The organism is Kitasatospora atroaurantiaca (assembly GCF_007828955.1).
Lineage (GTDB): Bacteria > Actinomycetota > Actinomycetes > Streptomycetales > Streptomycetaceae > Kitasatospora > Kitasatospora atroaurantiaca.
The window spans coordinates 5,630,860-5,652,885 of sequence record NZ_VIVR01000001.1 but is presented as its reverse complement, the minus strand read 5'-3'; the positions used below and the strand labels follow the sequence as shown (position 1 = coordinate 5,652,885).

Here is a 22,026-nt window from a genome sequence, read left to right as displayed (position 1 = left end):
TCTCCCGGCGTACCTAGTTGAGCGCCATCTCGTCCGTCAGGTTGGCCTCGGTGCTGGGCAGGCCCAGCTCGGAGGCGCGCTTGTCGGCCATCGCCAGCAGCCGGCGGATCCGCCCGGCCACCGCGTCCTTGGTCAGCGGCGGGTCGGCGAGGGCGCCGAGCTCCTCGAGCGAGGCCTGCTTGTGCTGCATCCGCAGCTGGCCGGCGGCCGCGAGGTGCTCGGGCACCTCGTCGCCGAGGATCTCCAGCGCGCGCTGGACCCGGGCCCCGGCGGCGACGGCCGCCCGGGCCGAACGGCGCAGGTTGGCGTCGTCGAAGTTGGCCAGCCGGTTGGCCGTGGCCCGGACCTCGCGCCGCATCCGGCGCTCCTCCCAGGCCAGCACCGACTCGTGCGCACCCAGCCTGGTCAGCAGCGCGCCGATCGCGTCACCGTCCCGGATCACCACCCGGTCCACCCCGCGCACCTCGCGGGCCTTGGCCGGGATGCCCAGCCGCCGCGCGGCACCGACCAGGGCGAGCGCCGCCTCAGAACCCGGGCAGGTGATCTCCAGGGAGGAGGACCTGCCGGGCTCGGTCAGCGAACCATGGGCCAGGAACGCCCCTCGCCAGGCCGCCTCCGCGTCACAGGTCGCACCCGAGACCACCGCCGGGGGCAGGCCCCGGATGGGCCGTCCCCTGCCGTCCACCAGCCCGGTCTGCCGGGCGAGCAGTTCGCCGTCCTTGACCACCCGCACCACGTACCGGCTGCCGCGTCGCAGACCGCCGGGGGCCATCACCACCAGGTCCGAGGAGTGCCCGAAGATCTCCAGCAGGTCCTTGCGCAGCCGCCGGGCCGCAATGCCGGTGTCCAGCTCCGCCTCGATCACGATCCGGCCGCTCACAATGTGCAGACCGCCCGCGAACCGCAGGATCGCCGAGACCTCCGCCTTGCGGCAGCAGGCCCGGGTGACGGGGAGCCGGCTGATTTCGTCCTTCACCGCTGCCGTCATCGCCATGGGCCGATCCTTCCATGTGTCCGGAAAATCCGGTCGTACGCAGCCGCCAGAAGCTCTGGGTCGTGTCGCGGTGTGCCGTCGTCGGCCGCGACCCGGTCGAGCACCAGTTCGGCGCCCATCCGCTCGGCGGCCTTCTCCAGACCGGCCAGGTCGGCCACGCCGAAGGCACCACCGGTGACCGCGCGCTCGTCCACCAGGATGGCATCGACGGCGAGGTCGGGGGCGTGGTCGGCGACCACCTCCAGGTGGCGCTGGGGCGTGAAGCCCTCCGTCTCGCCCGGCTGCGGGGCGAGGTTGAGGGTGAGCAGGCGGCGGGCCCGGGTCTCGGTGAGCGCCTTGGCGAGCGAGGGGACCAGCAGGTGCGGCAGCACGCTGGTGAACCAGGAGCCGGGCCCGAGCACCACCCAGTCCGCCTCCAGGACGGCCTCGACGGCCTCCGGGACGGCGGGCGGCTCCTCGGGGAGCAGCCGGATGGACTGGACGGTACCGGGGGTGACGGCGACGTTCGCCTGGCCGCGGACGGCGGAGAGCTCACCGGGCCTGGCCGGGTCGTGGCCGCGTACCTGGGCCTCGATGTCCAGCGGGACGGCCGACATCGGCAGCACCCGGCCCTGGACGTTGAGCAGGCGGCCGACCCAGTTCAGGGCCTCCACCGGGTCGCCGAGCTTCTCCCAGAGGGCGACGATCAGCAGGTTCCCGACGGCGTGGCCGCCGAGCTCCCCGGTGCCGCTGAAGCGCTGCTGGATCACCTCGGACCAGGTACGGCCCCACTCGTCGTCCCCGCACAGGGCGGCCAGCGCCTTGCGCAGGTCGCCGGGCGGGAGCACGCCGAGCTCGGTGCGGAGCCGGCCGCTGGAGCCGCCGTCGTCGGCCACGGTGACCACGGCGGTCAGCTCGGTGGTGAGCCGGCGCAGGGCGGAGAGCGAGGCCGAGAGGCCCTGCCCACCGCCCAGCGCGGTGATTCTGGGCGCGCCTGGGCGGGGCTTCGGTGCGGCAGCCGGCGCGTAGCCGGCGACCAGGGCCCGGTCGGCAGTCTTGTGCTGGAGCTGCCGCGCTGGCGAGTAACCCGTCACACCGACCCCACGTTCCTGTCTCATGCCCTTTGAGCGGTCGGCGGGGCGCTGCTGTCACACCCTGCCGGTCACTCCCTGCCCATGTCGCGGTGGACCAGCACCGTCTCCACGCCGTCCGCGATCAGACGCTTCGTCAGCCGCTCCGACATGGCGACGCTCCGATGCTTGCCACCGGTGCAGCCTACGGCAAGGGTCATGTACCGCTTTCCCTCCCGGCGATACCCTTCGGTCACGATCCGTAGCAGCTCGGCGTACCCGTTGAGGAACTCGTTGGCGCCCGGCTGCTGGAAGACGTAGTCGGCCACATCGCTGTCGGTGCCGGTACGGGCGCGCAGCTCGGGGACCCAGTGCGGGTTGGGCAGGAAGCGGCAGTCGACCACGAGGTCCGCGTCGACCGGGAGGCCGTACTTGAAGCCGAAGGACATCACGGTCGCGCGCAGCTCGGGCTCGTCGTGGTCGGCGAACTGGGCGTCCAGCTTGGCGCGGAGCTGGTGGACGTTGAGGTTGGAGGTGTCGATCACCAGGTCGGCCTCGCCGCGCAGCTCGCGCAGCAGGTCGCGCTCGCGCTCGATGCCGTCGACGATCCGGCCGTCGGCCTGCAGCGGGTGCGGGCGCCGGACGCTCTCGAAGCGGCGCACCAGGGCGTCGTCCGAGGACTCCAGGAAGACCACCCGGAGCCGGACGCCGCGCTTCTCCAGCTCGTCCAGGGAGGTCAGCAGGTCGTCGAAGAACTTGCGGCCGCGGACGTCCACCACCACGCCGATCCGCGGCACCGCGCCCTGGGAGCGCGCGCCGAGGTCGACCATGGTCGGGATCAGGGCCGGCGGCAGGTTGTCCACGACGAACCAGCCCAAGTCCTCCAGGCACTTGGCCGCAGTGCTGCGGCCGGCTCCGGACATGCCGGAGATGATCACCAGCTCCGGGGCGTTCTCCCCCACTTCGGACACTGTCACTTCGATTCCCCGCTCTCGGTGGTTCTGCTGGGGAGAACGCGCATGGCGTCGCCCGGCTTCCCCCGATCACCCGGGAGGGTGAGGCGGGAGCACGGGGACTGACGGGCGGCGTCGGCCGTCATGGCGTCTCCGGGTCGTGCGTCGGCTCGGCGCTGGCCTGCTCCGCACCGTCATCAATGATCTCGCCGGTCGCGGTGTTCACAGCGAATGCGGCGGGTGTACGGGAGGCCAACGCTGCGGCAACAGTCTCCGCGGTGCGGCGGCCGATGCCGGGGACCTCGCAGAGCTCGTCCACGGTGGCCACCCGCAGCTTCTTGAGCGAGCCGAAGTGCTTGAGCAGCGCCTGGCGGCGAGTCTCGCCGAGGCCGGGGACGGAGTCCAGCTCCCCCGCCGTGAAGCGCTTGGCGCGCTTGGTGCGCTGGTACGTGATGGCGAAGCGGTGCGCCTCGTCGCGGACTCGCTGCAGCAGGTAGAGGCCCTCGCTGGAACGCGGCAGCACGACCGGGTCGTCCTCGCCGGGCAGCCAGACCTCCTCCAGCCGCTTGGCCAGGCCGCAGAGGGCGACGTCGTCGATACCCAGCTCGTCCATCGCCCGGCGGGCCGCGGCGACCTGGGGCTGCCCGCCGTCGACCACCAGCAGCTGGGGCGGGTAGGCGAAGCGGCGCGGGCGGCCGGTCTCCGGGTCGACCGGGCCGTTGGGGCTTCCGTCGGGGGTGGTGCCGTCGTCCTCCTCGGGGACGGCCCACTCGCCGGTCTGCTCGCGCTCCTGGAGGTAGCGACGGAAGCGCCGGGAGATCACCTCGTGCATCGAGCGGACGTCGTCCTGGCCGCTGAAGCCCTTGATCTGGAAGCGCCGGTACTCGCTCTTGCGGGCCAGCCCGTCCTCGAAGACCACCATCGAGGCGACCACGTCCTCGCCCTGGAGGTGAGAGATGTCGAAGCACTCGATCCGCAGCGGGACGGAGTCCAGCTCCAGCGCGTCGGCGATCTCCTGCAGGGCCCGGCTACGGGTCGTCAGGTCGGAGGCGCGCTTGGTCTTGTGCAGCGCGAGCGCCTGCTGGGCGTTGCGCTGGACGGTGGCCATCAGGTCCTTCTTGTCGCCGCGCTGCGGCACCCGCAGGTCCACCTGCGCACCCCGAAGACCCGTCAGCCACTCCTGGACGGGCGCGAGCGGCTCGGGCAGCGCGGGGACCAGCACCTCGCGCGGGACGGGCTCGGTGCCGCCGCCGTAGAGCTGCTGCAGGGCGTGCTCGACCAGGGCCGCGGTGTCGATGTCCTCGACCTTGTCGGTGACCCAGCCGCGCTGGCCGCGCACCCGGCCGCCGCGCACGTGGAAGATCTGGACGGCGGCCTCCAACTCGTCCTCGGCGAGGGCGAACAGGTCGGCGTCGGTGCCGTCTCCGAGGACGACGGCGTTCTTCTCCATGGCGCGCTTGAGCGCGCCTATGTCGTCGCGCAGGCGGGCTGCCCGCTCGTACTCCATGGCGGCCGCGGCCTCCTGCATCTGCTGCTCCAGGCGGCGCAGGTAGCCGCCGGTGCGGCCCGCCATGAAGTCGCAGAACTCCTCGGCCAGCGCGACGTGTTCGGCCTGCGAGATCTTGCCGACGCAGGGCGCGGCACACTTGCCGATGTACCCGAGCAGGCAGGGCCGGCCGACCTGCTGGGCACGCTTGAAGACGCCGTTGGAGCAGGTGCGGACGGGGAAGACCCGCAGCATCAGGTCGACGGTCTCGCGGATCGCCCAGGCGTGCCCGTACGGCCCGAAGTAGCGCACGCCCTTCTTGTGCGCGCCGCGCATCACCTGGACGCGCGGGAACTCCTCGTTGAGCGTGACGGCGAGCTCCGGGTAGCTCTTGTCGTCGCGGTACTTGACGTTGAAGCGGGGGTCGAACTCCTTGATCCAGGAGTACTCCAGCTGGAGCGCCTCGACCTCGGTGGCGACCACCGTCCACTCCACCGAGGCGGCCGTGGTGACCATCGTCGCGGTGCGCGGGTGGAGACCGGCGATGTCCTGGAAGTAGGAGGAGAGGCGCGAGCGCAGGCTCTTGGCCTTGCCGACGTAGATGACCCGCCCGTGGGCGTCGCGGAACTTGTAGACGCCGGGCGAGGTCGGGATCGCCCCGGGCGCGGGACGGTACGTGGAGGGGTCGGCCATGGCTCTACCGTACCGATTCGTGCTGACAGTCCGGGGGCTGTTCCACCTGCCGGTGATCAGGTCGGCGTCCCGGTGATCAGGTCGGCGTCCCGGAGGACGGTGGCGTGCTCGCTGACTCGCTTTCCGCCGACCGGCGTTCGGCCGCCCTCGATTGCGGTGAGGGCGGCTGGGTGTCGGCCACGACCTGCCGAACGTTCACGCCGTGCCCGCTCCCGACGGCTCGGGGCGGGCGCGGCGCGCCGTCGTCACCCGCCTCAGGAGGTGGTGACCTGCAGCTTGCCGTCCTGCACGGCGACCTTGTACGCGGGCAGCGGGCTCGGCGCCGGGCCGTCCTGGACGGCGCCGTCGGCGATCGCGAAGCGGCTGCCGTGGCAGGGGCACTGGATCTGGGCGTTCTTGACCTGGTCCACGATGCAGCCGGCGTGGGTGCACTTGGCGCTGAAGGCCTTGTACTCACCCGCCGTCGGCTGCGTCACCACGATCTTCTGGTCGCGGTAGACCTTGCCGCCGCCAACCGGGACGTCGGAGGCCGGGCCGACCTCGACCGGGGTGGCCGGCTTGGCGGACGAGGAGGAGGCATCGGACGAGGAGGAGCAGCCGGCCACCGCGACGGTGCCGCCGGCGGCCAGGACGGCGGCCGCGCCGCAGAGCAGCGTCCGGCGGGTGGTGACGGGGCTCGCGGTGCTCTCGGTGGCGGGGCGCTGGGTGGCCTCGGACATCGGTGGCAGCTCCTGGGGATGCGGGGTACGGGCAGGACCGGCGGCAGTCTATGCCTGCTCCGTGAGAAGGCCGCCCCGGCCGGGCGATGCCGGTCCGGGGCGGCCCGATGCCGCGTCAGTACGTCCTGAAGTCGTCGCCTCTCGGCGTCACTTCTTGGCGGCGGCCCGCTTGCGGGTGGCCGGCTTGGCGGGGGCGTCCGAGATCCGGTCGGTCAGGATGTCGCGCAGGAACTTCCCGGTGTGGCTCGCCGTGACGGCCGCGACCTCCTCGGGAGTGCCCTCGGCGACCACCATGCCGCCGCCGTTGCCGCCCTCGGGGCCCATGTCGACGATCCAGTCGGCGGTCTTGATCACATCGAGGTTGTGCTCGATGACGATGACCGTGTTGCCCTTCTCCACCAGGCCGTCGAGCACCTTGATCAGCTTGCTGATGTCCTCGAAGTGCAGGCCGGTGGTGGGCTCGTCCAGCACGTAGACCGTCCGCCCGGTGGAACGCTTCTGCAGCTCGGAGGCCAGCTTGACGCGCTGCGCCTCACCACCGGAGAGCGTCGGCGCGGACTGGCCGAGCCGGACGTAGCCGAGGCCGACGTCGTTGAGCGTGCGCAGGTGCCGGGCGATGGCCGGGACGGCCTCGAAGAAGTGCATGGCCTCCTCGATCGGCATGTCCAGCACCTCGGCGATGGACTTGCCCTTGTAGTGAACCTCCAGCGTCTCCCGGTTGTACCGGGCGCCGTGGCACACCTCGCACGGGACGTAGACGTCGGGCAGGAAGTTCATCTCGATCTTGATGGTGCCGTCGCCCGAGCAGTTCTCGCAGCGGCCGCCCTTGACGTTGAACGAGAAGCGGCCGGGCAGGTAGCCCCGGACCTTCGCCTCCTGGGTCTCCGCGAAGAGCCGCCGGACATGGTCGAACACACCGGTGTACGTCGCCGGGTTGGAGCGCGGCGTGCGGCCAATCGGCGACTGGTCGACGTGCACCACCTTGTCCACCAGGTCGGTGCCGGTGATCCGGGTGTGCCGGCCCGGCACACTGCGCGCGCCGTTCAGCTCGCGGGCGAGGTGGGTGTAGAGGATGTCGTTGACCAGCGTGGACTTGCCCGAGCCCGAGACACCGGTGATCGCGGTGAAGGTGCCGAGCGGGAAGCCGACGGTGACGTCCTTCAGGTTGTGCTCGCGGGCGCCGTGCACCGTGAGGTGCCGCTTCTGGTCGCGCGGGCGGCGCATCGCGGGGATCGGGATGGAGCGCTTGCCGGACAGGTACTGCCCGGTCATCGACTCCTTGTTCGCCAGCAGCTCCTTGAGCGAGCCGGAGTGCACCACCTTGCCGCCGTGCTCACCGGCGCCGGGGCCGATGTCGACCACCCAGTCGGCCATCTTGATGGTGTCCTCGTCGTGCTCCACGACGATCAGGGTGTTGCCGATGTCGCGCAGCCGGACCAGCGTCTCGATCAGGCGGTGGTTGTCCCGCTGGTGCAGGCCGATGGACGGCTCGTCCAGCACGTACAGCACGCCGACCAGGCCGGAGCCGATCTGCGTCGCCAGCCGGATGCGCTGGGCCTCGCCGCCCGAGAGGGTGCCGGCCGCGCGGTTGAGCGAGAGGTAGTCCAGCCCGACGTCGACCAGGAAGCGCAGCCGCTCGTTGACCTCCTTGAGCACCCGCTCGGCGATCTGCTTGTCCCGGGCGGTCAGCTTCATCCCGCCCAGGAACTCGGCACAGTCGGCGATCGACATCGCGGAGACGTCGGCGATCGACCTGTCCTGGATGGTGACGGAGAGGATCACCGGCTTGAGCCGGGTGCCCTGGCAGGCCGGGCAGGGGACCTCGCGCATGTACCCCTCGAAGCGCTCGCGACTGCTGTCGCTCTCCGCCTCGGAGTGCCGACGCGTGACGAACGGGATCGCGCCCTCGAAGGAGGTGGTGTACGAGCGCTCGCGCCCGTACCGGTTGTTGTAGCGCACCTCGACCTGGGTCTTGTGCCCGTACAGCAGGGCCTTCCTGGCCCGCGCGGGCAGCCCGGCCCAGGGGATGTCGGTACGGAAGCCCAGCTCGCCGGCGAGCGCGTCGACCAGGCGCTGGAAGTACTCCTTGGTGTGGCCCTGCGACCACGGGTGGATCGCGCCCTCGTCGAGCGACTTCTCCTCGTCCGGGATCACCAGCTCCGGGTCGACCTCCATCCGGTTGCCGAGGCCGGAGCAGTCCGGGCAGGCGCCGAAGGGGGAGTTGAAGGAGAAGGAGCGCGGCTCCAGCTCCTCGAAGGAGACGTCGTCGTACGGGCAGTAGAGGTGCTCGGAGTACATCCGCTCGCGCTCGGGGTCGTCCTCCGGGAGGTCGACGAAGTCGAGCACCACCATGCCGCCGGACAGCTTGAGCGCCGTCTCCACCGAGTCGGTGAGCCGCCGCTTGGCGCTCTCCTTGACCGTGAGGCGGTCGATGACCACCTCGATGGTGTGCTTCTCCTGCTTCTTCAGGGTGGGCGGCTCGGTGAGCTGGATGGTCGCGCCGTCCACCCTGGCCCGGGCGTAGCCCTTGGACTGCAGGTCGGCGAAGAGGTCGACGAACTCACCCTTGCGCTCGCGGACCACCGGGCTCAGCACCTGGAAGCGGGTGCCCTCCTTGAGCTCCAGCACGCGGTCGACGATCGCCTGCGGGGACTGCTTGGCGATCGGCCGGGCGCAGTGCGGGCAGTGCGGCTTGCCGATCCGCGCGAAGAGCAGGCGGAGGTAGTCGTACACCTCGGTGATGGTGCCGACGGTGGACCGCGGGTTCCGGTTGGTGGACTTCTGGTCGATCGAGACGGCCGGGGAGAGGCCCTCGATGAAGTCGACGTCGGGCTTGTCCATCTGGCCCAGGAACTGCCGGGCGTACGAGGACAGCGACTCGACGTAGCGGCGCTGGCCCTCGGCGAAGATCGTGTCGAAGGCCAGGGAGGACTTGCCGGACCCGGAGAGGCCCGTGAAGACGATCAGGGAATCCCGGGGCAGGTCGAGCGAGACGTTCTTGAGGTTGTGCTCGCGAGCACCGCGGACGATGAGGCGGTCTGCCACTGCTTCTGGCGCCTTTCTCCGGGGAGGTGGCTGTGGAGGGCTCCGTGCTCCCCTGTGAGGGACCAACGAACGCAATCGGGTGAATTCTTCCAGTGTGCGCCCGCCAGCCTATAGCTCAGGCGTTCGAATATCGAGCCTGTCCAGCCGAGTCCACCCGAACGAGTGAAGACCCACTTCGGCGATCCACTCCGGTCTCGGGAAAACCCCTGCTCAGCGCCGCTCCCGCCGGTAGCGTCACTGATGTCAACGAGCGCCCGCCCATCCGGGCAACGCCGACATCTCGCCAATCGGAGGCCGCACCATGACCGACGCCGAGGCCGCAGCCGCGACGCTGCGGACTGTCGCCGAGTCCACCGAGCACCTGCTGCGCAGCGTCGCCGAGCTGGAGGCCGAGGAGCTCTCCCGGCCGTCCGCCCTGCCCGGCTGGACCCGCGGCCACGTCCTGGCCCACCTCGCCCGGAACGCAGACTCCCTGGTCAACCTGCTCGACAGCGCCCGCACCGGCCGGGACATCCCGCAGTACGCCAGCTCCGAGGCCCGCGAGCAGGGCATCCAGGACGGCGCCGGCCGCCCCCTGGCCGAGCAGCTCGAGGACCTGCGGGCCAGCCACGCCCGCTTCACCGAGGCCGCCGCCAAGCTGCCCGACGAAGCCTGGAGTGCCCAGCTCCGCCACCGCACGGGCTACCTCTTCCCCGCGTACGAGCTCCCCTGGAAGCGCCTGATGGAGCTCGAGTACCACCATGTCGACCTCGATGCCGGCTACACCCCCGCACACTGGCCCGAGGCCTTCGCCGCCGACGAACTGGTGCGCCTCGCCGAGCAGTTCGCCTCGGTGGACGGGCTCCCGCCGGTCCTGCTGACCGCCGACGACCGCGACCTCCGGGTGCACCTCGGCCCGGCCGGCGCGGAGCCCGAGCTGACCGTCGAGGGCCCGGTGCGCGCCCTGACCGGCTGGCTCTCGGGGCGCTCCGACGGCGACGGGCTGCAGGTCCACAAGGGTGGCGAGCAGCTCGCAGACCCCCGGACCGCCCTGCCGAAGCTTCCTCCGCTGGGCTGAGCGCGCGATGATGCAGCTGAGGACCATTCAGGACTACCGAGGAGCGGCGGCGCGATGACGTACCACGGAGCGGTGAAGGTCGGCGGCCCGCCGGACGTGCGGGAGCTCGCCCACCTGATCATCACCAAGGTCGCGGTCGGCCCGTACGACAACAACGCGTACCTGCTGCGCTGCCGCGCCTCCGACCAGCAGTTGCTGATCGACGCGGCCGCCGAGGCACCCGTACTGCTGGAGACGGTCGGCGAACAGCTGGCGATGGTGGTCACCACCCACCGGCACCACGACCACTGGGCAGCGCTGGCCGAGGTGGTGGCCGCCACCGGAGCCCGCACGGCGGCCGGGCGGATCGACGCCGAGGGCATCGATGTCCCCACCGACCTGCTGCTGGACGACGGCGACGTGCTCCGGGTCGGCCAGGTGGAGCTGACGGTGCGCCACCTGGTGGGCCACACCCCCGGGGCGATCGTGCTGATCTACGACGACCCGCAGGGCCACCCGCACGTCTTCACGGGCGACTGCCTCTTCCCGGGCGGGGTCGGCAACACCTGGAAGGACCCGAAGGCCTTCGCCAGCCTCTTCCGGGACGTCAGGGAGAAGATCTTCGACGCACTGCCCGACGAGGCCTGGGTCTACCCCGGTCACGGCAACGACACCACCCTGGGCGCCGAGCGCCCCCACCTGGAGGAGTGGCGCGAACGCGGCTGGTGAACCGCCCCGGCGGGGCCGCCCGGCGAACGGCGGCCCCGAGCCGGCCGGCACCGAAGCCCGCCAAGGAAGGCACCCGCATACGAGCGGGACCAGTTCGTGTGATCCACAATCGAACTGAGAGGACCCACCGCCATGACCGAGCACCAGGACACCGAATCCGGGGCCGACGCCGTCACCAGCCTCCACCACTGCGGCAATCCCGACATCGACCACCTCATCGACGAGATCCAGCACCCGGAGACCGAGCAGGCGCTGTACGAGATGCCGGCGAGACCGGCCCGGCCCGAGGACTGATCCGCCCCGCCCAAGGCCACCCCGCCGAGCAGCCGGCCCCTGAGAGACGCCGGTGGGCCGCGACCGGTGCTCCGGTCGCGGCCCACCGCGGTGCGTCAGGCGTCGATCTTCTCCGGCTCCTCGGCGGCGTGCTCCTGCTTGCGCGAGGCGAGCAGGCTGGTGACCGTGGTGACGGCCAGCACGACCACGATGAAGCCCAGCGAGAACGGGATGCCGATCTCCGGCACGTGCACGCCGCTTTCGTGCAGCGCGTGCAGCACCAGCTTCACACCGATGAAGCCGAGGATCACCGACAGCCCGTACGAGAGGTGGACCAGCTTCTTCAGCAGGCCGCCGATGAGGAAGTACAGCTGCCGCAGGCCCATCAGCGCGAAGGCGTTGGCGGTGAAGACGATGTACGGATCCTGGGTGAGGCCGAAGATCGCGGGGATCGAGTCCAGCGCGAACAGCACGTCGGTGGTGCCGATCGCCAGCATGACGATCAGCATCGGCGTCATCAGCCGCCGGCCGTTCTCACGGATGAAGAGCTTGGTGCCGTGGTACTTGTCGGTCGACGGGAAGCGCCGCTCGATGCTCTTGAGCAGGCGGTTCTCCTCGAACTCCTCCTCCTCTTCCTCGGCGCGGGCGTCCTTGACGAGCTTCCAGGCCGTCCAGACCAGGAACGCACCGAAGATGTAGAAGACCCAGGAGAACGTCGTCACCAGGGCGGCACCACCGGCGATGAAGACCGCGCGCAGCACCAGCGCGATGATCACACCGACCATCAGCACGCGCTGCTGGTAGATCCGCGGCACCGCGAACTTGCCCATGATCAGGATGAAGACGAAGAGGTTGTCGACGCTCAGCGACTTCTCGGTGATGTACCCGGCGAAGAACTCACCCGACGGCTGCGAGCCGGAGTGCCACCAGAGGAAGCCGCCGAAGATCGCGGCAAGGGCGACCCACACGGCCGTCCAGATGCCGGCTTCCTTGATCGAGACCTCGTGCGGCTTTCGGCCGCCGATGAAGAAATCGGCCACGATCAGGCCTACCAGAACCCCGATCGTGCCGACCCAAAGGCTTACGGAAACGTCCACTTGCTGCTCCTCCGGCAGGTCGGCGGGACATACGTCGTCTGCCGGAGGTCTCTTCCGCCCGCGCGTTCAACTCGACGGAACGCGCGGACCAGCGGCCCGGGTCGCCGCGAACGGCAGCCGTGATGACGGGAACGCTGCGATGGGAGTACTCCCCTCCGCGTTCGCCAACCGTACCAAAGAATGCCAAGAGAAGGTAAAGACTTGGCTCGGTAGGGTAAAAGGTCCTCTGTTCGAATGCTCAAGGGCTCCCTAGAGGAAGGGCTCGATCGCGGGCAGCATGTCCTGGAAGGTCCGCGCCTTGGCCGGTGAGCCGATCGCCTGCATGCCCCAGCCGCCCGCGCCGTCGCGGAAGACCTTTGCCATGATCTGCCCCGTGTGCGGCCCGCCGCCGGCCAGCTCGTAGCGGGCCAGCTCCTGGCCGGTGGTCTCGTCGACCAGGCGGCAGTGCGCGTTCTGCACCTCGGCGAAGGTCTGCCCGGTGTAGGAGCTCACCGTGAAGATGACCTGGGTGATCTGTGCCGGGACGTGGGCGAGGTCCACGATGATCGACTCGTCGTCGTCGCCGGCGCCCGCGCCACCGACCAGGTTGTCCCCGGTGTGCCGCACCGAGCCGTCGTTGCTCACCAGGTGCTGGAAGAAGACCACGTCGGAGGGGGTCTTCTCGGCGTACAGCAGGGCCGATGCGTCCAGGTCGATCTGCCTGGTCCGGGTGCCGAACAGGCCGCGCTTGGGCGCCGCCTTCCAGCCGAGGCCCATCCGGACGACCGTCAGCGCCTCGCCCGAGCTCTTCTGCAGACTTACCTGTTGGCCCTTGGCCAGATTCACCGACACGGTGTTGTCCTCTCTCGTCAGCCCTGCGGGTCGGTCTCCCGCTCGGGCTCCACGGCGGAACACCCCGTAGCCGTCCCCCGGCTGAGGCCCCCCTTTTGGTGCGTACCTCCCGGCCCGCGCACGAGAAGTACTCGCAGGCCAGCCTAGGGCCTGCGAGGCCGCACTCGTGGCAGGAGTACCCGTTGCGGCGCTCGCGAGACCCCGGCGGGCCGTCCGGGTCAGGCCATTCCGGCCTCACGCATCTGCCGCAGCTCCTTCTTCAGCTCGCCGATCTCGTCACGCAGCCGGGCCGCCAGCTCGAACTGCAGCTCGGTCGCGGCGGCGTGCATCCGGTCCGTCAGCTGCTGGATCAGGTCGGCCAGCTCGGCGGCCGGGAGGCTCTTGGCCGGCTTGCGGCCCGCACCGAGCGCCGGCACCGCCGTCTTGCCCTTGCCACTGCCCCGGTACCCGGTGGCGAGCAGCTCCTCGGTGTCGAGGTCCTCCCGGGCCAGGGTGTCCAGGATGTCGCCGATCTTCTTGCGCAGCGGCTGGGGGTCGATGCCGTTGGCCAGGTTGTAGGCCTGCTGGACCTCGCGGCGGCGGTTGGTCTCCTCGATGGCCAGCTCCATCGACGGCGTGATCCGGTCGGCGTACATGTGCACCTGGCCGGAGACGTTACGGGCGGCGCGGCCGATGGTCTGGATCAGCGAGGTGCCGGAGCGCAGGAAGCCCTCCTTGTCGGCGTCCAGGATCGCCACCAGCGAGACCTCGGGCAGGTCGAGACCCTCACGGAGCAGGTTGATGCCGACCAGCACGTCGAACTTGCCCGCGCGCAGCTCGCGCAGCAGCTCGACCCGGCGCAGGGTGTCGACGTCGCTGTGCAGGTACCGGACCCGGATGTCGAGGCCGAGCATGTAGTCGGTCAGGTCCTCCGCCATCTTCTTGGTGAGGGTGGTGACCAGGACCCGCTCGTCCTTCTCGACCCGCGTGCGCACCTCGTGCACCAGGTCGTCGATCTGACCCTCCGTCGGCTTGACGATCACCTCGGGGTCGATCAGACCGGTCGGGCGGATGATCTGCTGGACGGTGCCGTCGCCGCGCGAGAGCTCGTACTTGCCGGGTGTGGCCGAGAGGTAGACCGTCTGACCGATCCGCTCCAGGAACTCCTCCCACTTCAGCGGGCGGTTGTCCATCGCGGAGGGCAGTCGGAAGCCGTGCTCCACCAGGGTGCGCTTACGGGAGGCGTCGCCCTCGTACATCGCGCCGATCTGCGGGACCGTGACATGGGACTCGTCGATGACCAGGAGGAAGTCCTCCGGGAAGTAGTCGATCAGCGTGTTGGGGGCGGTGCCGGGCGCACGGCCGTCGAAGTGCATCGAGTAGTTCTCGATACCGGAGCACGTCCCGATCTGGCGGAGCATCTCGATGTCGTACGTGGTGCGCATCCGCAGCCGCTGGGCCTCGAGCAGCTTGCCCTGCTTCTCCAGGGTGGCGAGGCGCTCCCCCAGCTCCTTCTCGATGTCGTTGATCGCCCGCTCCATCCGCTCCGGGCCGGCCACGTAGTGGGAGGCGGGGAAGACGTAGATGGACTCGTCCTGGCTGATGATCTCGCCGGTGAGCGGGTGCAGGGTGTAGAGCGCCTCGATCTCGTCGCCGAACATCTCGATCCGGACGGCGAGCTCCTCGTAGACCGGGAAGATCTCGATGGTGTCGCCGCGGACCCGGAAGGTGCCGCGGCTGAAGGCGACGTCGTTACGGGTGTACTGGATGTCGACGAAGCGGCGCAGCAGCTTGTCCCGGTCGATCTCCTCGCCGACCTTGAGCGGGACCATCCGGTCCACGTACTCCTGCGGCGTACCGAGTCCGTAGATGCAGGAGACGGAGGCGACCACGATCACGTCGCGGCGGGTGAGGAGGGAGTTGGTCGCCGAGTGGCGGAGCCGCTCGACCTCCTCGTTGATCGAGGAGTCCTTCTCGATGTAGGTGTCCGTCTGCGGGACGTACGCCTCGGGCTGGTAGTAGTCGTAGTACGAGACGAAGTACTCGACCGCGTTGTTGGGGAGCAGCTCGCGGAACTCGTTGGCCAGCTGGGCGGCCAGGGTCTTGTTCGGCGCCATCACCAGGGTGGGGCGCTGGAGCTTCTCGATCATCCACGCGGTCGTGGCCGACTTGCCGGTGCCGGTGGCGCCGAGCAGGACGACGTCCTTCTCGCCCGCGCGGATGCGGCGCTCCAGCTCGGCGATGGCCGCCGGCTGGTCGCCGTTGGGCTGGTAGGGGCTGACGACCTCGAAGGGCGCCACTGTCCGCTCGATACTCGTGATGGGTCGCACGAGACCACCGTACGACCCACCACCGACAACCGGGGAAACTCTGCGGGCAACCCGTACTCGAAGCGGCAACCCGTACGCAGAGGGGTAACCACAGCAGGGGCGCGGGGAACTGCGCGATCAACCGTGCACCTTCGTCGGGCCCCGGTCGCGCAGTTCCCCGCGCCCCTGTGGGGACCCGCTCGCGTGGGTCAGGTCAGCTTCGAGCTGTCGCGCGCCAGCGCGACGAGGCGGGAGACCGCCCGGAGGTACTTCTTGCGGTAGCCGCCGCGCAGCATCTCCTCGGAGAAGACCTGGTCGAACGGGACACCGGAGGCGACGACCGGCAGCTCGCGGTCGTACATCCGGTCCGCGAGGACCACCAGCCGCAGCGCGGTGGACTGGTCCTCGACCTGCCGGACGCCGCTGAGGCAGACCGCGTGGACGTCGTCCAGCATGGCGCCGTACCGGCTCGGGTGGACGGCGGAGAGGTGCCCGAGCAGGGTGCCGAAGTCGTCGAGGGAGGCCCCGGGGATCCGGGCGGCGGCGGCCTCGACCGACTCGTCGGAGTACGGCGGCGGCGCCTCGGGCAGGCCGCGGTGCCGGTAGTCCTGACCGTCGATCCGCAGCGGCCGGAAGTGCGCGGAGAGGCCCTGGATCTCGCGCAGGAAGTCGGCGGCGGCGAACCGGCCCTCGCCGAGCTTCTCGGGCAGGGTGTTGGAGGTGGCGCAGAGCTTGACCCCGTTGTCGACCAGGCGGCCGAGCAGGGTGGAGACCAGGACGGTGTCGCCCGGGTCGTCCAGCTCGAACTCGTCGATGCAGAGCAGCTTGTGACCGGAGAGGGTCTGCACGGCCTGCTGGAAGCCGAGCGCGCCGACCAGGTTGGTCAGCTCGACGAAGGTGCCGAAGGCCTTGGGGCCCGGGGTGGCGTGCCAGAGCGAGGCGAGCAGGTGGGTCTTGCCGACGCCGTACCCGCCGTCCAGGTAGACCCCGGCCGGGCCGCTGGGCGCCGGGGCCGAGCGGCGGAACCAGCTGCGCTTGGGCGCCCCGCCGCTGCCGTTGTTCAGCGCCGCGGCGAACTCCTCCAGCACCTGCACGGCCTCGTACTGGCTGGGCTGGGAGCTGTCCGGCAGGTAGGTGCCGAAGCTGACGCCGGAGAAACGCGGCGGCGGGACCATCTCGGCGACCAGCCGCTCGGCGGGCACCACCGGACGGCGGTCGGTGAGCGCGAGCGGGGTCGCGGTTATGGCTTCGGGGCGGGAGGCAGCGGGCACGTTAGTAGAGGGTACCGGCCGTGGAAGACTCGATCTCATGCAGCAGCTGATCAGCCCGTTCGGCACACCTCAGGACGACGTCGAGTCGCTGGAGGCGCTCGCCGCCGTGTACGCGTACCCCGAGCAGGTGGAGCACGGCCGTGGCTGGCTCCGGGCCAACATGGTGTCGGGGCTGGACGGGGCGGCCCGGTTGGCGGGGCTGTCCGAGGGACTGTCCGGGGACGCCGACAAGCGGATCTTCGGTGTCCTGCGGGCGCTCGCGGACGTGGTGCTGGTGGGTGCGGAGACGGTACGGGCCGAGGGGTACCGGCCGGCTCGGGCGCGGGCGGATTTCGCGGCGGCCCGGGCCGCGGCCGGGCAGGCGCCGGCTCCGGCCATCGCGATCGTCAGCCGCAGTCTCACCCTCGACCTGGCGGCACCGCTGTTCACCGAACCGCTGGTGCGGACGGTGGTGATCACGACCGAGGACTCCCCCGCCGAGGCCCGCAAGGCGGTGGCCGAGCTGGCCGACGTGGTCGTGGCGGGCGAGGGGTCGGTGGACCTGCCGGCGGCGGTCGCCGCGCTCGCCGACCGGGGCTGGACCCGGCAGCTCACCGAGGGCGGTCCGCGGCTGCTCGCGCAGCTGGCGGCGGACGGCCTGCTGGACGAGCTGTGCCTGTCGCTGGCGCCGCTGCTCAGCGGGGGCGACGCGCCGCGGATCCTCCAGGGGCCGCAGATGCCCGCGGCGCAGCGGATGCGGCTGGTGTCACTGATCGAGCAGAAAGGATTCCTCTTCACTCGTTACCTGCGTCAGGCCGGTTCCGCGCCCGATTCCCCGTGATTTGGCCCCTACGTGGCCCATGTGGCGCGTGTGCAGCGTGGGGAAAGCTTCCTCCGGGCAGTATGGGAAGGGACACCGGACCCGGGGGCCTGCAACTGCGAAGGGACTCACGTGTTCAAGACCGTACTGATGATCGAAAAGGCGCTCTCCGACGCCGATGTGGAGCTGGTCACCACGCTCCACGGCGACGAGAAGGTCTCCTTCGTCGTCCTGATGCAACCGCGCGGCAAGCAGGACGAACTGCTCCGCGCACTCGACGACGTGGCCCTGGGCCATCTCGACAAGGTGGTTCACGAGCACGACGAGACCGAGCACGCGCCCACGCTGGCGAGCGAGTCGCTGGAGCACAGCCTGCGCCACCTGCGTGCCAAAGGTGCCGAGGCGACCGGTGAGGTGGTCGAGGAGAGCCCGCTGGACAGACTGCGTGAGGTGGTCGAGGAGACCAGTGCCGACGAGGTACTGGTCCTGACCTCGCCGCACTTCGTCGAGGAGTTCTTCCACCGCGACTGGGCCTCCCAGGCCAGACACAAGGTGGGCGTCCCGGTGCTCAAGCTCTTCGCCAGCGACTCCTGATCCCTCCCTCCTCGCCCGCCAACGGGCAGGAGGGGCCCATCGTCCGGTAGTGCAGAATCGTCCTTGCGGAACGCCCGCGAGGACGATTCGCCCTTCTCCCCTCCCCGTCTGTACGGAGCACTCTCTTGAACGACGCCGCCCACGACCTGCACGCCCCGCACTTCATCGGCATCGGCGGGGCGGGCATGTCCGGCCTGGCGAAGATCCTCGCGGTCCGCGGAGCCAAGGTCTCCGGCAGCGACGCCAAGGAGTCCGAGACCGTCCTCGCCCTGCGGGCGCTGGGCGCGGACGTGTACGTCGGGCACGCCGCCGAGAACGTCCCGGCCGGGACCAGCAGCATCGTCGTCTCCAGCGCGATCCGCGCCGACAACCCCGAGCTGGTCGCCGCCCGTGAGCGCGGCATCCCGGTGGTGCACCGTTCCGACGCGCTGGCCGCGCTGATGGGCGGCCGCCGGGCGCTGGCCGTGGCCGGTACGCACGGCAAGACCACCACCACCAGCATGCTCGCCGTCAGCCTCGCCGAGCTGGGCCTCGACCCCTCGTACGCGATCGGCGGCGACCTGGACGTGCCGGGCTCCAACGCCCACCACGGCGTCGGCGACATCTTCGTGGCCGAGGCTGACGAGAGCGACCGCAGCTTCCACAAGTACGCCCCCGAGGTCGCGATCGTCCTCAACGTGGAGCTGGACCACCACGCCAACTACGCCTCGATGGACGAGATCTACGAGTCCTTCGAGACCTTCGTCGGCCGGATCGTCCCCGGCGGCACCCTGGTGGTCTCCGCCGACCACGCCGGCGCCCGCGAGCTGACGGCCCGGGTGACCGGCCGGGAGGGCCTGAACGTGGTCACCGTCGGCGCCGCCGAGGACGCGGACGTCCGGGTGCTGTCGGTGGTCGCGCGCGGGATGACCAGCGAGGTCACCGTCCTGCTGGACGGCGCCGAGCTGGCCTTCACGGTCTCCGTCCCCGGCCGTCACTACGCCCACAACGCCGTCGCCGCGCTGGCGGCGGGTGTGGCGCTGGGCATCCCGGCCGCCGACCTGGCCAAGGCCATCGGCAGCTACACCGGTGTGCGCCGCCGTCTGCAGCTCAAGGGCGAGGCCGCGGGCGTCCAGGTGATCGACTCCTACGCCCACCACCCGACCGAGATGGCCGCCGACCTGGAGGCGATCCGCGAGGCGGCCGACGGGCGGGTGCTGGTGGTCTTCCAGCCGCACCTGTTCAGCCGGACCCAGCAGCTCGCCGAGGAGATGGGGCAGGCCCTCGCCATGGCCGACGCCTCGGTGGTGCTCGACATCTACCCGGCGCGCGAGGACCCGATCCCCGGCGTCACCAGCGAGCTGATCATCGACGCGGCGCTCCGGGCCGGCGCCGACGTCCGGGCCGAGCACGTCTTCGCGGCCGCCCCCGCGCTGCTGGCAGGCCTGGCGAAGCCCGGCGACCTGGTGCTGACCATGGGCGCCGGGGACGTCACCAACCTGGGCCCGGAAATCCTGACCCAGCTCGCGAGCGTTGCAACCAAGGCCTGACACCGTCCCGAGGGAGCACGCCGTGAGCTACGAGATCGAGAAGACCGACGCCGAGTGGCGCGCCGAGCTCAGCCCCGAGGAGTACCACGTGCTCCGCGAGGCCGGCACCGAGCGGCCCTTCGTCGGCGAGTACACCGACACCAAGACGGTGGGCGTGTACAGCTGCCGGGCCTGCGGTTACGAGCTGTTCAGCAGCGAGACCAAGTTCGACAGCCACTGCGGCTGGCCGTCGTACTACGCGCCGCTGGCCGAGGACCGGGTCGAGTACATCGAGGACACCACGCTCGGCATGCGCCGGGTCGAGGTCCGCTGCGCGCGCTGCGGCGGGCACCTCGGGCACGTCTTCGAGGGCGAGGGCTACGGCACGCCGACGGACCAGCGGTACTGCATCAACAGCATCTCGCTGACCCTCAAGCCCGCGGAGTAGCCGCCGGACGGCTGTCGCCGTGGTCCCGGTTCGTGCCAGACTGATCATCCGTCAGTCTGGCAAGAGAGGACCACGGTGGCACGGCGTCGCAGCTCCGGAGTACTGGGAATCCTGGCGGAGGCGCAGCGTCAGCAGCAACGCCAACAGGAGGCGCAGCGACGGGCCGCCGTCGCCGCGCAGCGCCAGTACGAGCGGGCCCAGCGCGACGCGCAGCGGGCGGCCGCCCAGGGCGAGAAGGAGGCCCTGCGGGCCTACCAGCAGGGGCGGGAGGCCGATGCCGCCCGGCGGACGGCCGAACTGGACGACCGGGTCGCCGAGTTGCAGGGCATCCTGGCCACCGGGCTGCGCGGGCGGCCGTTCAGCCTCGCGGACCTGCAGGAGCCCGTCCGCCTGGCGCCCTTCGACCCCGGCCCCCTCGGCACACCCGTCCCGATGCCGGACCCGGCCTGGTACCGGATACCGCCCCTGACCGGGGCGCAGGCGCTCAACCCCATGGCCCGCCGCCAGTACGACGAGCAGGCGGCCCACGCCCAGGCGCGGTTCGAGTACGACTGGCGCGCGGCCCAGGCCGCCGACCAGCAGCGCCTGCAGCGGCTCGGCGAGTACCGGGCGCAGTACGACTCCTGGGCCGCGGAGCAGCAGCGCCTCGCCGGTGAGTACACCGGCCAGGCCGCCAGGCTCGCGGCGGGCGGGGTCACCGAGTTCTTCGAGACGGCGCTGTTCTGGCGTACGGACTGGCCGGAGGAGTTCCCGAAGGACGGGACACTGGCCTGGGACGAGGGAGCCCGCCAGCTCGTCGTCGACTGGCAGTTGCCCGACTTCGAGGTGGTGCCGCCGCTCTCCCGGATCCGGTACGTGAAGACCGACGACCGCGACGTGGACGTCGCCCGCCCGGCCACCAAGAGCCGGGAGCTGTACCGCGAGGTGCTCGCCCAGTGCGCGCTCCGGGTGCTCGCCGAGCTGTTCCGCGCGGACGCCGAGCAGCGTCTCGACTCGGTGGCCCTCAACGGCTATGCGGCGGCGGTCAACCCGGCCACCGGGCGGGAGGAGCAGCGCTACCTCGTCTCGGTCATGGTCGAGCGAGCCGACTTCCTCGCGGTCGACCTGGAGCGGGTGGAGGCCGTCAGCTGCCTGGTGGACGGCCTGGGCGGGCGGCTCTCCGCCCGGCCCGACAAGTCCGAAGCGGTGCGGACCGAGCGGCTCGCGGACGAGGTCGGGGCCCACCGCGAGGATGCCTCGGAGGACGAGCCCGACCTGTTCGAGATGGACCCGATCGCCTTCGAGGAGCTCATCGCCGAGCTGTTCCGAGCGCGCGGGCTGCGGACCAGGACCACCGCCCGCAGCGGGGACGAAGGCGTGGACGTCCTGGCCGAGGACCCCGATCCGGTCACCGGCGGCCAGATCGTCATCCAGGCCAAGCGCTACCGGCACACCGTGCCGCCCACGGCGGTCCGCGACCTCGATGCCACGATGGTCCGCCAGGGTGCCAAGTTGGGCATCCTGGTGACCACCTCGGGCTTCGGGCCGGGCTCGCGCCGCTGGGTCGAGGGCAAGCCGCTGACCCTGATCGACGGCCCGACGCTGGTCGGCCTGCTCAAGGAGCACGGGCTGCGCGGACGGCTCGGCGGGCCCGCCGTACCGTCCCCCCAGGCGCCGGCGGTGTCGCTGTCACCCGGCGAGAACGCGGTCATCCCCGCCGCCGACCTCACCGAGGTGTCCGTCCGCTTCAGCTCCACCGGGGCGGAGGCCGACCTCACCCTGCTGCTGCTCACCGCCGACGGTGTGGTCCGCAGCGACGAGGACTTCGTCTTCTACCACCAGCCGAGTGCGGCGAACGGCAGCGTGACGCTGCATCCGAAGGAGAGCACCGCGGGCCGCTCCTCGGAGCGGGCGACGCTACGCGTCCCGGCGCTCCCGGCGGCCGTGGACCGCATCGCCGTCTCGGTCAACATGGACTCCGACTCGGGGGCCAGCTGCGCCGACCTGCGCGAGGCCGGCCTGGAGGTACGCGGAGCCGCCGGCTCGGCCTGGGCCTTCAGCCCGCCGGCCGATCCGGCGATCTCGGCCATGCTGGTCGCCGAGCTCTACCGGCACCGCGAGGTCTGGAAGCTGCGCGCCGTCGGCCAGGGCTGGGCCGACGGCCTGGCGGGCCTGGCCCGCGCCCACGGGGTGGACGTCGCCTGACCTGTCCAGCGGCCCGCCGCGCCCGTAGG

At 71.0% G+C, this 22,026-nt stretch carries 18 protein-coding genes; 8 read left to right on the top strand and 10 right to left on the bottom strand.

The features are described 5' to 3' along the window. Positions 1–13: 13 nt before the first annotated feature. From whiA to uvrA, 6 genes are all read right to left on the bottom strand, one after another. Positions 14–994 carry a DNA-binding protein WhiA gene (whiA, locus tag FB465_RS25530; RefSeq protein ID WP_145794196.1) on the bottom strand — a complete coding sequence of 327 codons (981 nt, stop codon included), beginning with the start codon at positions 992–994 and terminating at the stop codon, positions 14–16. Next, positions 985–2,091, bottom strand: coding sequence for a gluconeogenesis factor YvcK family protein (locus FB465_RS25525; RefSeq protein ID WP_246192833.1), 1,107 nt, complete (start codon positions 2,089–2,091; stop codon positions 985–987). The genes whiA and FB465_RS25525 overlap by 10 nt, the downstream gene beginning before the upstream one ends. 44 nt (positions 2,092–2,135) lie before the next feature. Continuing rightward, positions 2,136–3,026 carry an RNase adapter RapZ gene (gene rapZ, locus FB465_RS25520; protein WP_281292392.1) on the bottom strand — a complete coding sequence of 297 codons (891 nt, stop codon included), beginning with the start codon at positions 3,024–3,026 and terminating at the stop codon, positions 2,136–2,138. 112 nt (positions 3,027–3,138) lie between these two features. Next, complete coding sequence (uvrC, locus tag FB465_RS25515; protein ID WP_145794194.1) at positions 3,139–5,175, bottom strand: excinuclease ABC subunit UvrC; 2,037 nt, start codon at positions 5,173–5,175, stop codon at positions 3,139–3,141. A gap of 254 nt (positions 5,176–5,429) precedes the next feature. Further along, complete coding sequence (locus FB465_RS25510) at positions 5,430–5,894, bottom strand: Rieske (2Fe-2S) protein (RefSeq protein ID WP_145794192.1); 465 nt, start codon at positions 5,892–5,894, stop codon at positions 5,430–5,432. Between the two features lie 147 nt (positions 5,895–6,041). Further along, the gene (gene uvrA, locus FB465_RS25505) at positions 6,042–8,939 is read right to left on the bottom strand and encodes an excinuclease ABC subunit UvrA (RefSeq protein WP_246192832.1); all 2,898 of its coding nucleotides are present in this window, start codon (positions 8,937–8,939) and stop codon (positions 6,042–6,044) included. Between the two features lie 301 nt (positions 8,940–9,240). On the opposite strand from uvrA, the gene FB465_RS25500 reads away from it, so the two are divergent. The 3 genes from FB465_RS25500 to FB465_RS35980 all read left to right on the top strand — a co-directional run bounded on the left by FB465_RS25500 (position 9,241) and on the right by FB465_RS35980 (position 10,998). Next, positions 9,241–9,996, top strand: coding sequence for a maleylpyruvate isomerase family mycothiol-dependent enzyme (locus tag FB465_RS25500; RefSeq protein WP_145794191.1), 756 nt, complete (start codon positions 9,241–9,243; stop codon positions 9,994–9,996). A gap of 54 nt (positions 9,997–10,050) precedes the next feature. Continuing rightward, positions 10,051–10,704: an MBL fold metallo-hydrolase gene (locus FB465_RS25495; protein ID WP_145794189.1), complete on the top strand. Its 654-nt coding sequence runs from the start codon at positions 10,051–10,053 to the stop codon at positions 10,702–10,704. A gap of 132 nt (positions 10,705–10,836) precedes the next feature. Continuing rightward, on the top strand, positions 10,837–10,998 hold the full coding sequence (locus tag FB465_RS35980) for a hypothetical protein (RefSeq protein ID WP_170290686.1): 162 nt from the start codon (positions 10,837–10,839) through the stop codon (positions 10,996–10,998). Positions 10,999–11,093: 95 nt separating this feature from the next. Here the strand turns inward: FB465_RS35980 and FB465_RS25490 are convergent, their stop codons facing one another. The 4 genes from FB465_RS25490 to zapE all read right to left on the bottom strand — a co-directional run bounded on the left by FB465_RS25490 (position 11,094) and on the right by zapE (position 16,503). After that, the gene (locus FB465_RS25490) at positions 11,094–12,074 is read right to left on the bottom strand and encodes a TerC family protein (protein ID WP_145794187.1); all 981 of its coding nucleotides are present in this window, start codon (positions 12,072–12,074) and stop codon (positions 11,094–11,096) included. Positions 12,075–12,323: 249 nt separating this feature from the next. Then, positions 12,324–12,905 carry a TerD family protein gene (locus tag FB465_RS25485; protein WP_145794185.1) on the bottom strand — a complete coding sequence of 194 codons (582 nt, stop codon included), beginning with the start codon at positions 12,903–12,905 and terminating at the stop codon, positions 12,324–12,326. A gap of 218 nt (positions 12,906–13,123) precedes the next feature. Next, entirely contained in the window at positions 13,124–15,214 is a 2,091-nt protein-coding gene (uvrB, locus tag FB465_RS25480; RefSeq protein WP_145794183.1) for an excinuclease ABC subunit UvrB, read from the bottom strand. 188 nt (positions 15,215–15,402) lie between these two features. Beyond that, positions 15,403–16,503 carry a cell division protein ZapE gene (zapE, locus tag FB465_RS25475; protein ID WP_145794181.1) on the bottom strand — a complete coding sequence of 367 codons (1,101 nt, stop codon included), beginning with the start codon at positions 16,501–16,503 and terminating at the stop codon, positions 15,403–15,405. Between zapE and FB465_RS25470 the strand changes: the two genes are divergently transcribed. From FB465_RS25470 to FB465_RS25450, 5 genes are all read left to right on the top strand, one after another. After that, the gene (locus FB465_RS25470; protein WP_145794180.1) at positions 16,502–17,284 is read left to right on the top strand and encodes a pyrimidine reductase family protein; all 783 of its coding nucleotides are present in this window, start codon (positions 16,502–16,504) and stop codon (positions 17,282–17,284) included. The two genes, zapE and FB465_RS25470, sit on opposite strands and share 2 nt — an antisense overlap. Positions 17,285–17,395: 111 nt before the next feature. Next, a complete protein-coding gene (locus tag FB465_RS25465; RefSeq protein ID WP_145794178.1) occupies positions 17,396–17,857 on the top strand; it encodes an indole-3-glycerol phosphate synthase in 462 nt (153 codons plus the stop codon). 125 nt (positions 17,858–17,982) lie between these two features. Beyond that, positions 17,983–19,386: a UDP-N-acetylmuramate--L-alanine ligase gene (murC, locus tag FB465_RS25460; protein WP_281292357.1), complete on the top strand. Its 1,404-nt coding sequence runs from the start codon at positions 17,983–17,985 to the stop codon at positions 19,384–19,386. A 22-nt stretch (positions 19,387–19,408) separates the two neighbouring features. Then, positions 19,409–19,813, top strand: a complete 405-nt coding sequence (gene msrB, locus FB465_RS25455; protein ID WP_145794175.1) for a peptide-methionine (R)-S-oxide reductase MsrB — start codon at positions 19,409–19,411, stop codon at positions 19,811–19,813. 75 nt (positions 19,814–19,888) lie between these two features. Next, positions 19,889–21,997 (top strand): restriction endonuclease, encoded by a 2,109-nt coding sequence (locus tag FB465_RS25450; RefSeq protein WP_145794173.1) that lies wholly within the window; start codon positions 19,889–19,891, stop codon positions 21,995–21,997. Positions 21,998–22,026: the final 29 nt, after the last annotated feature.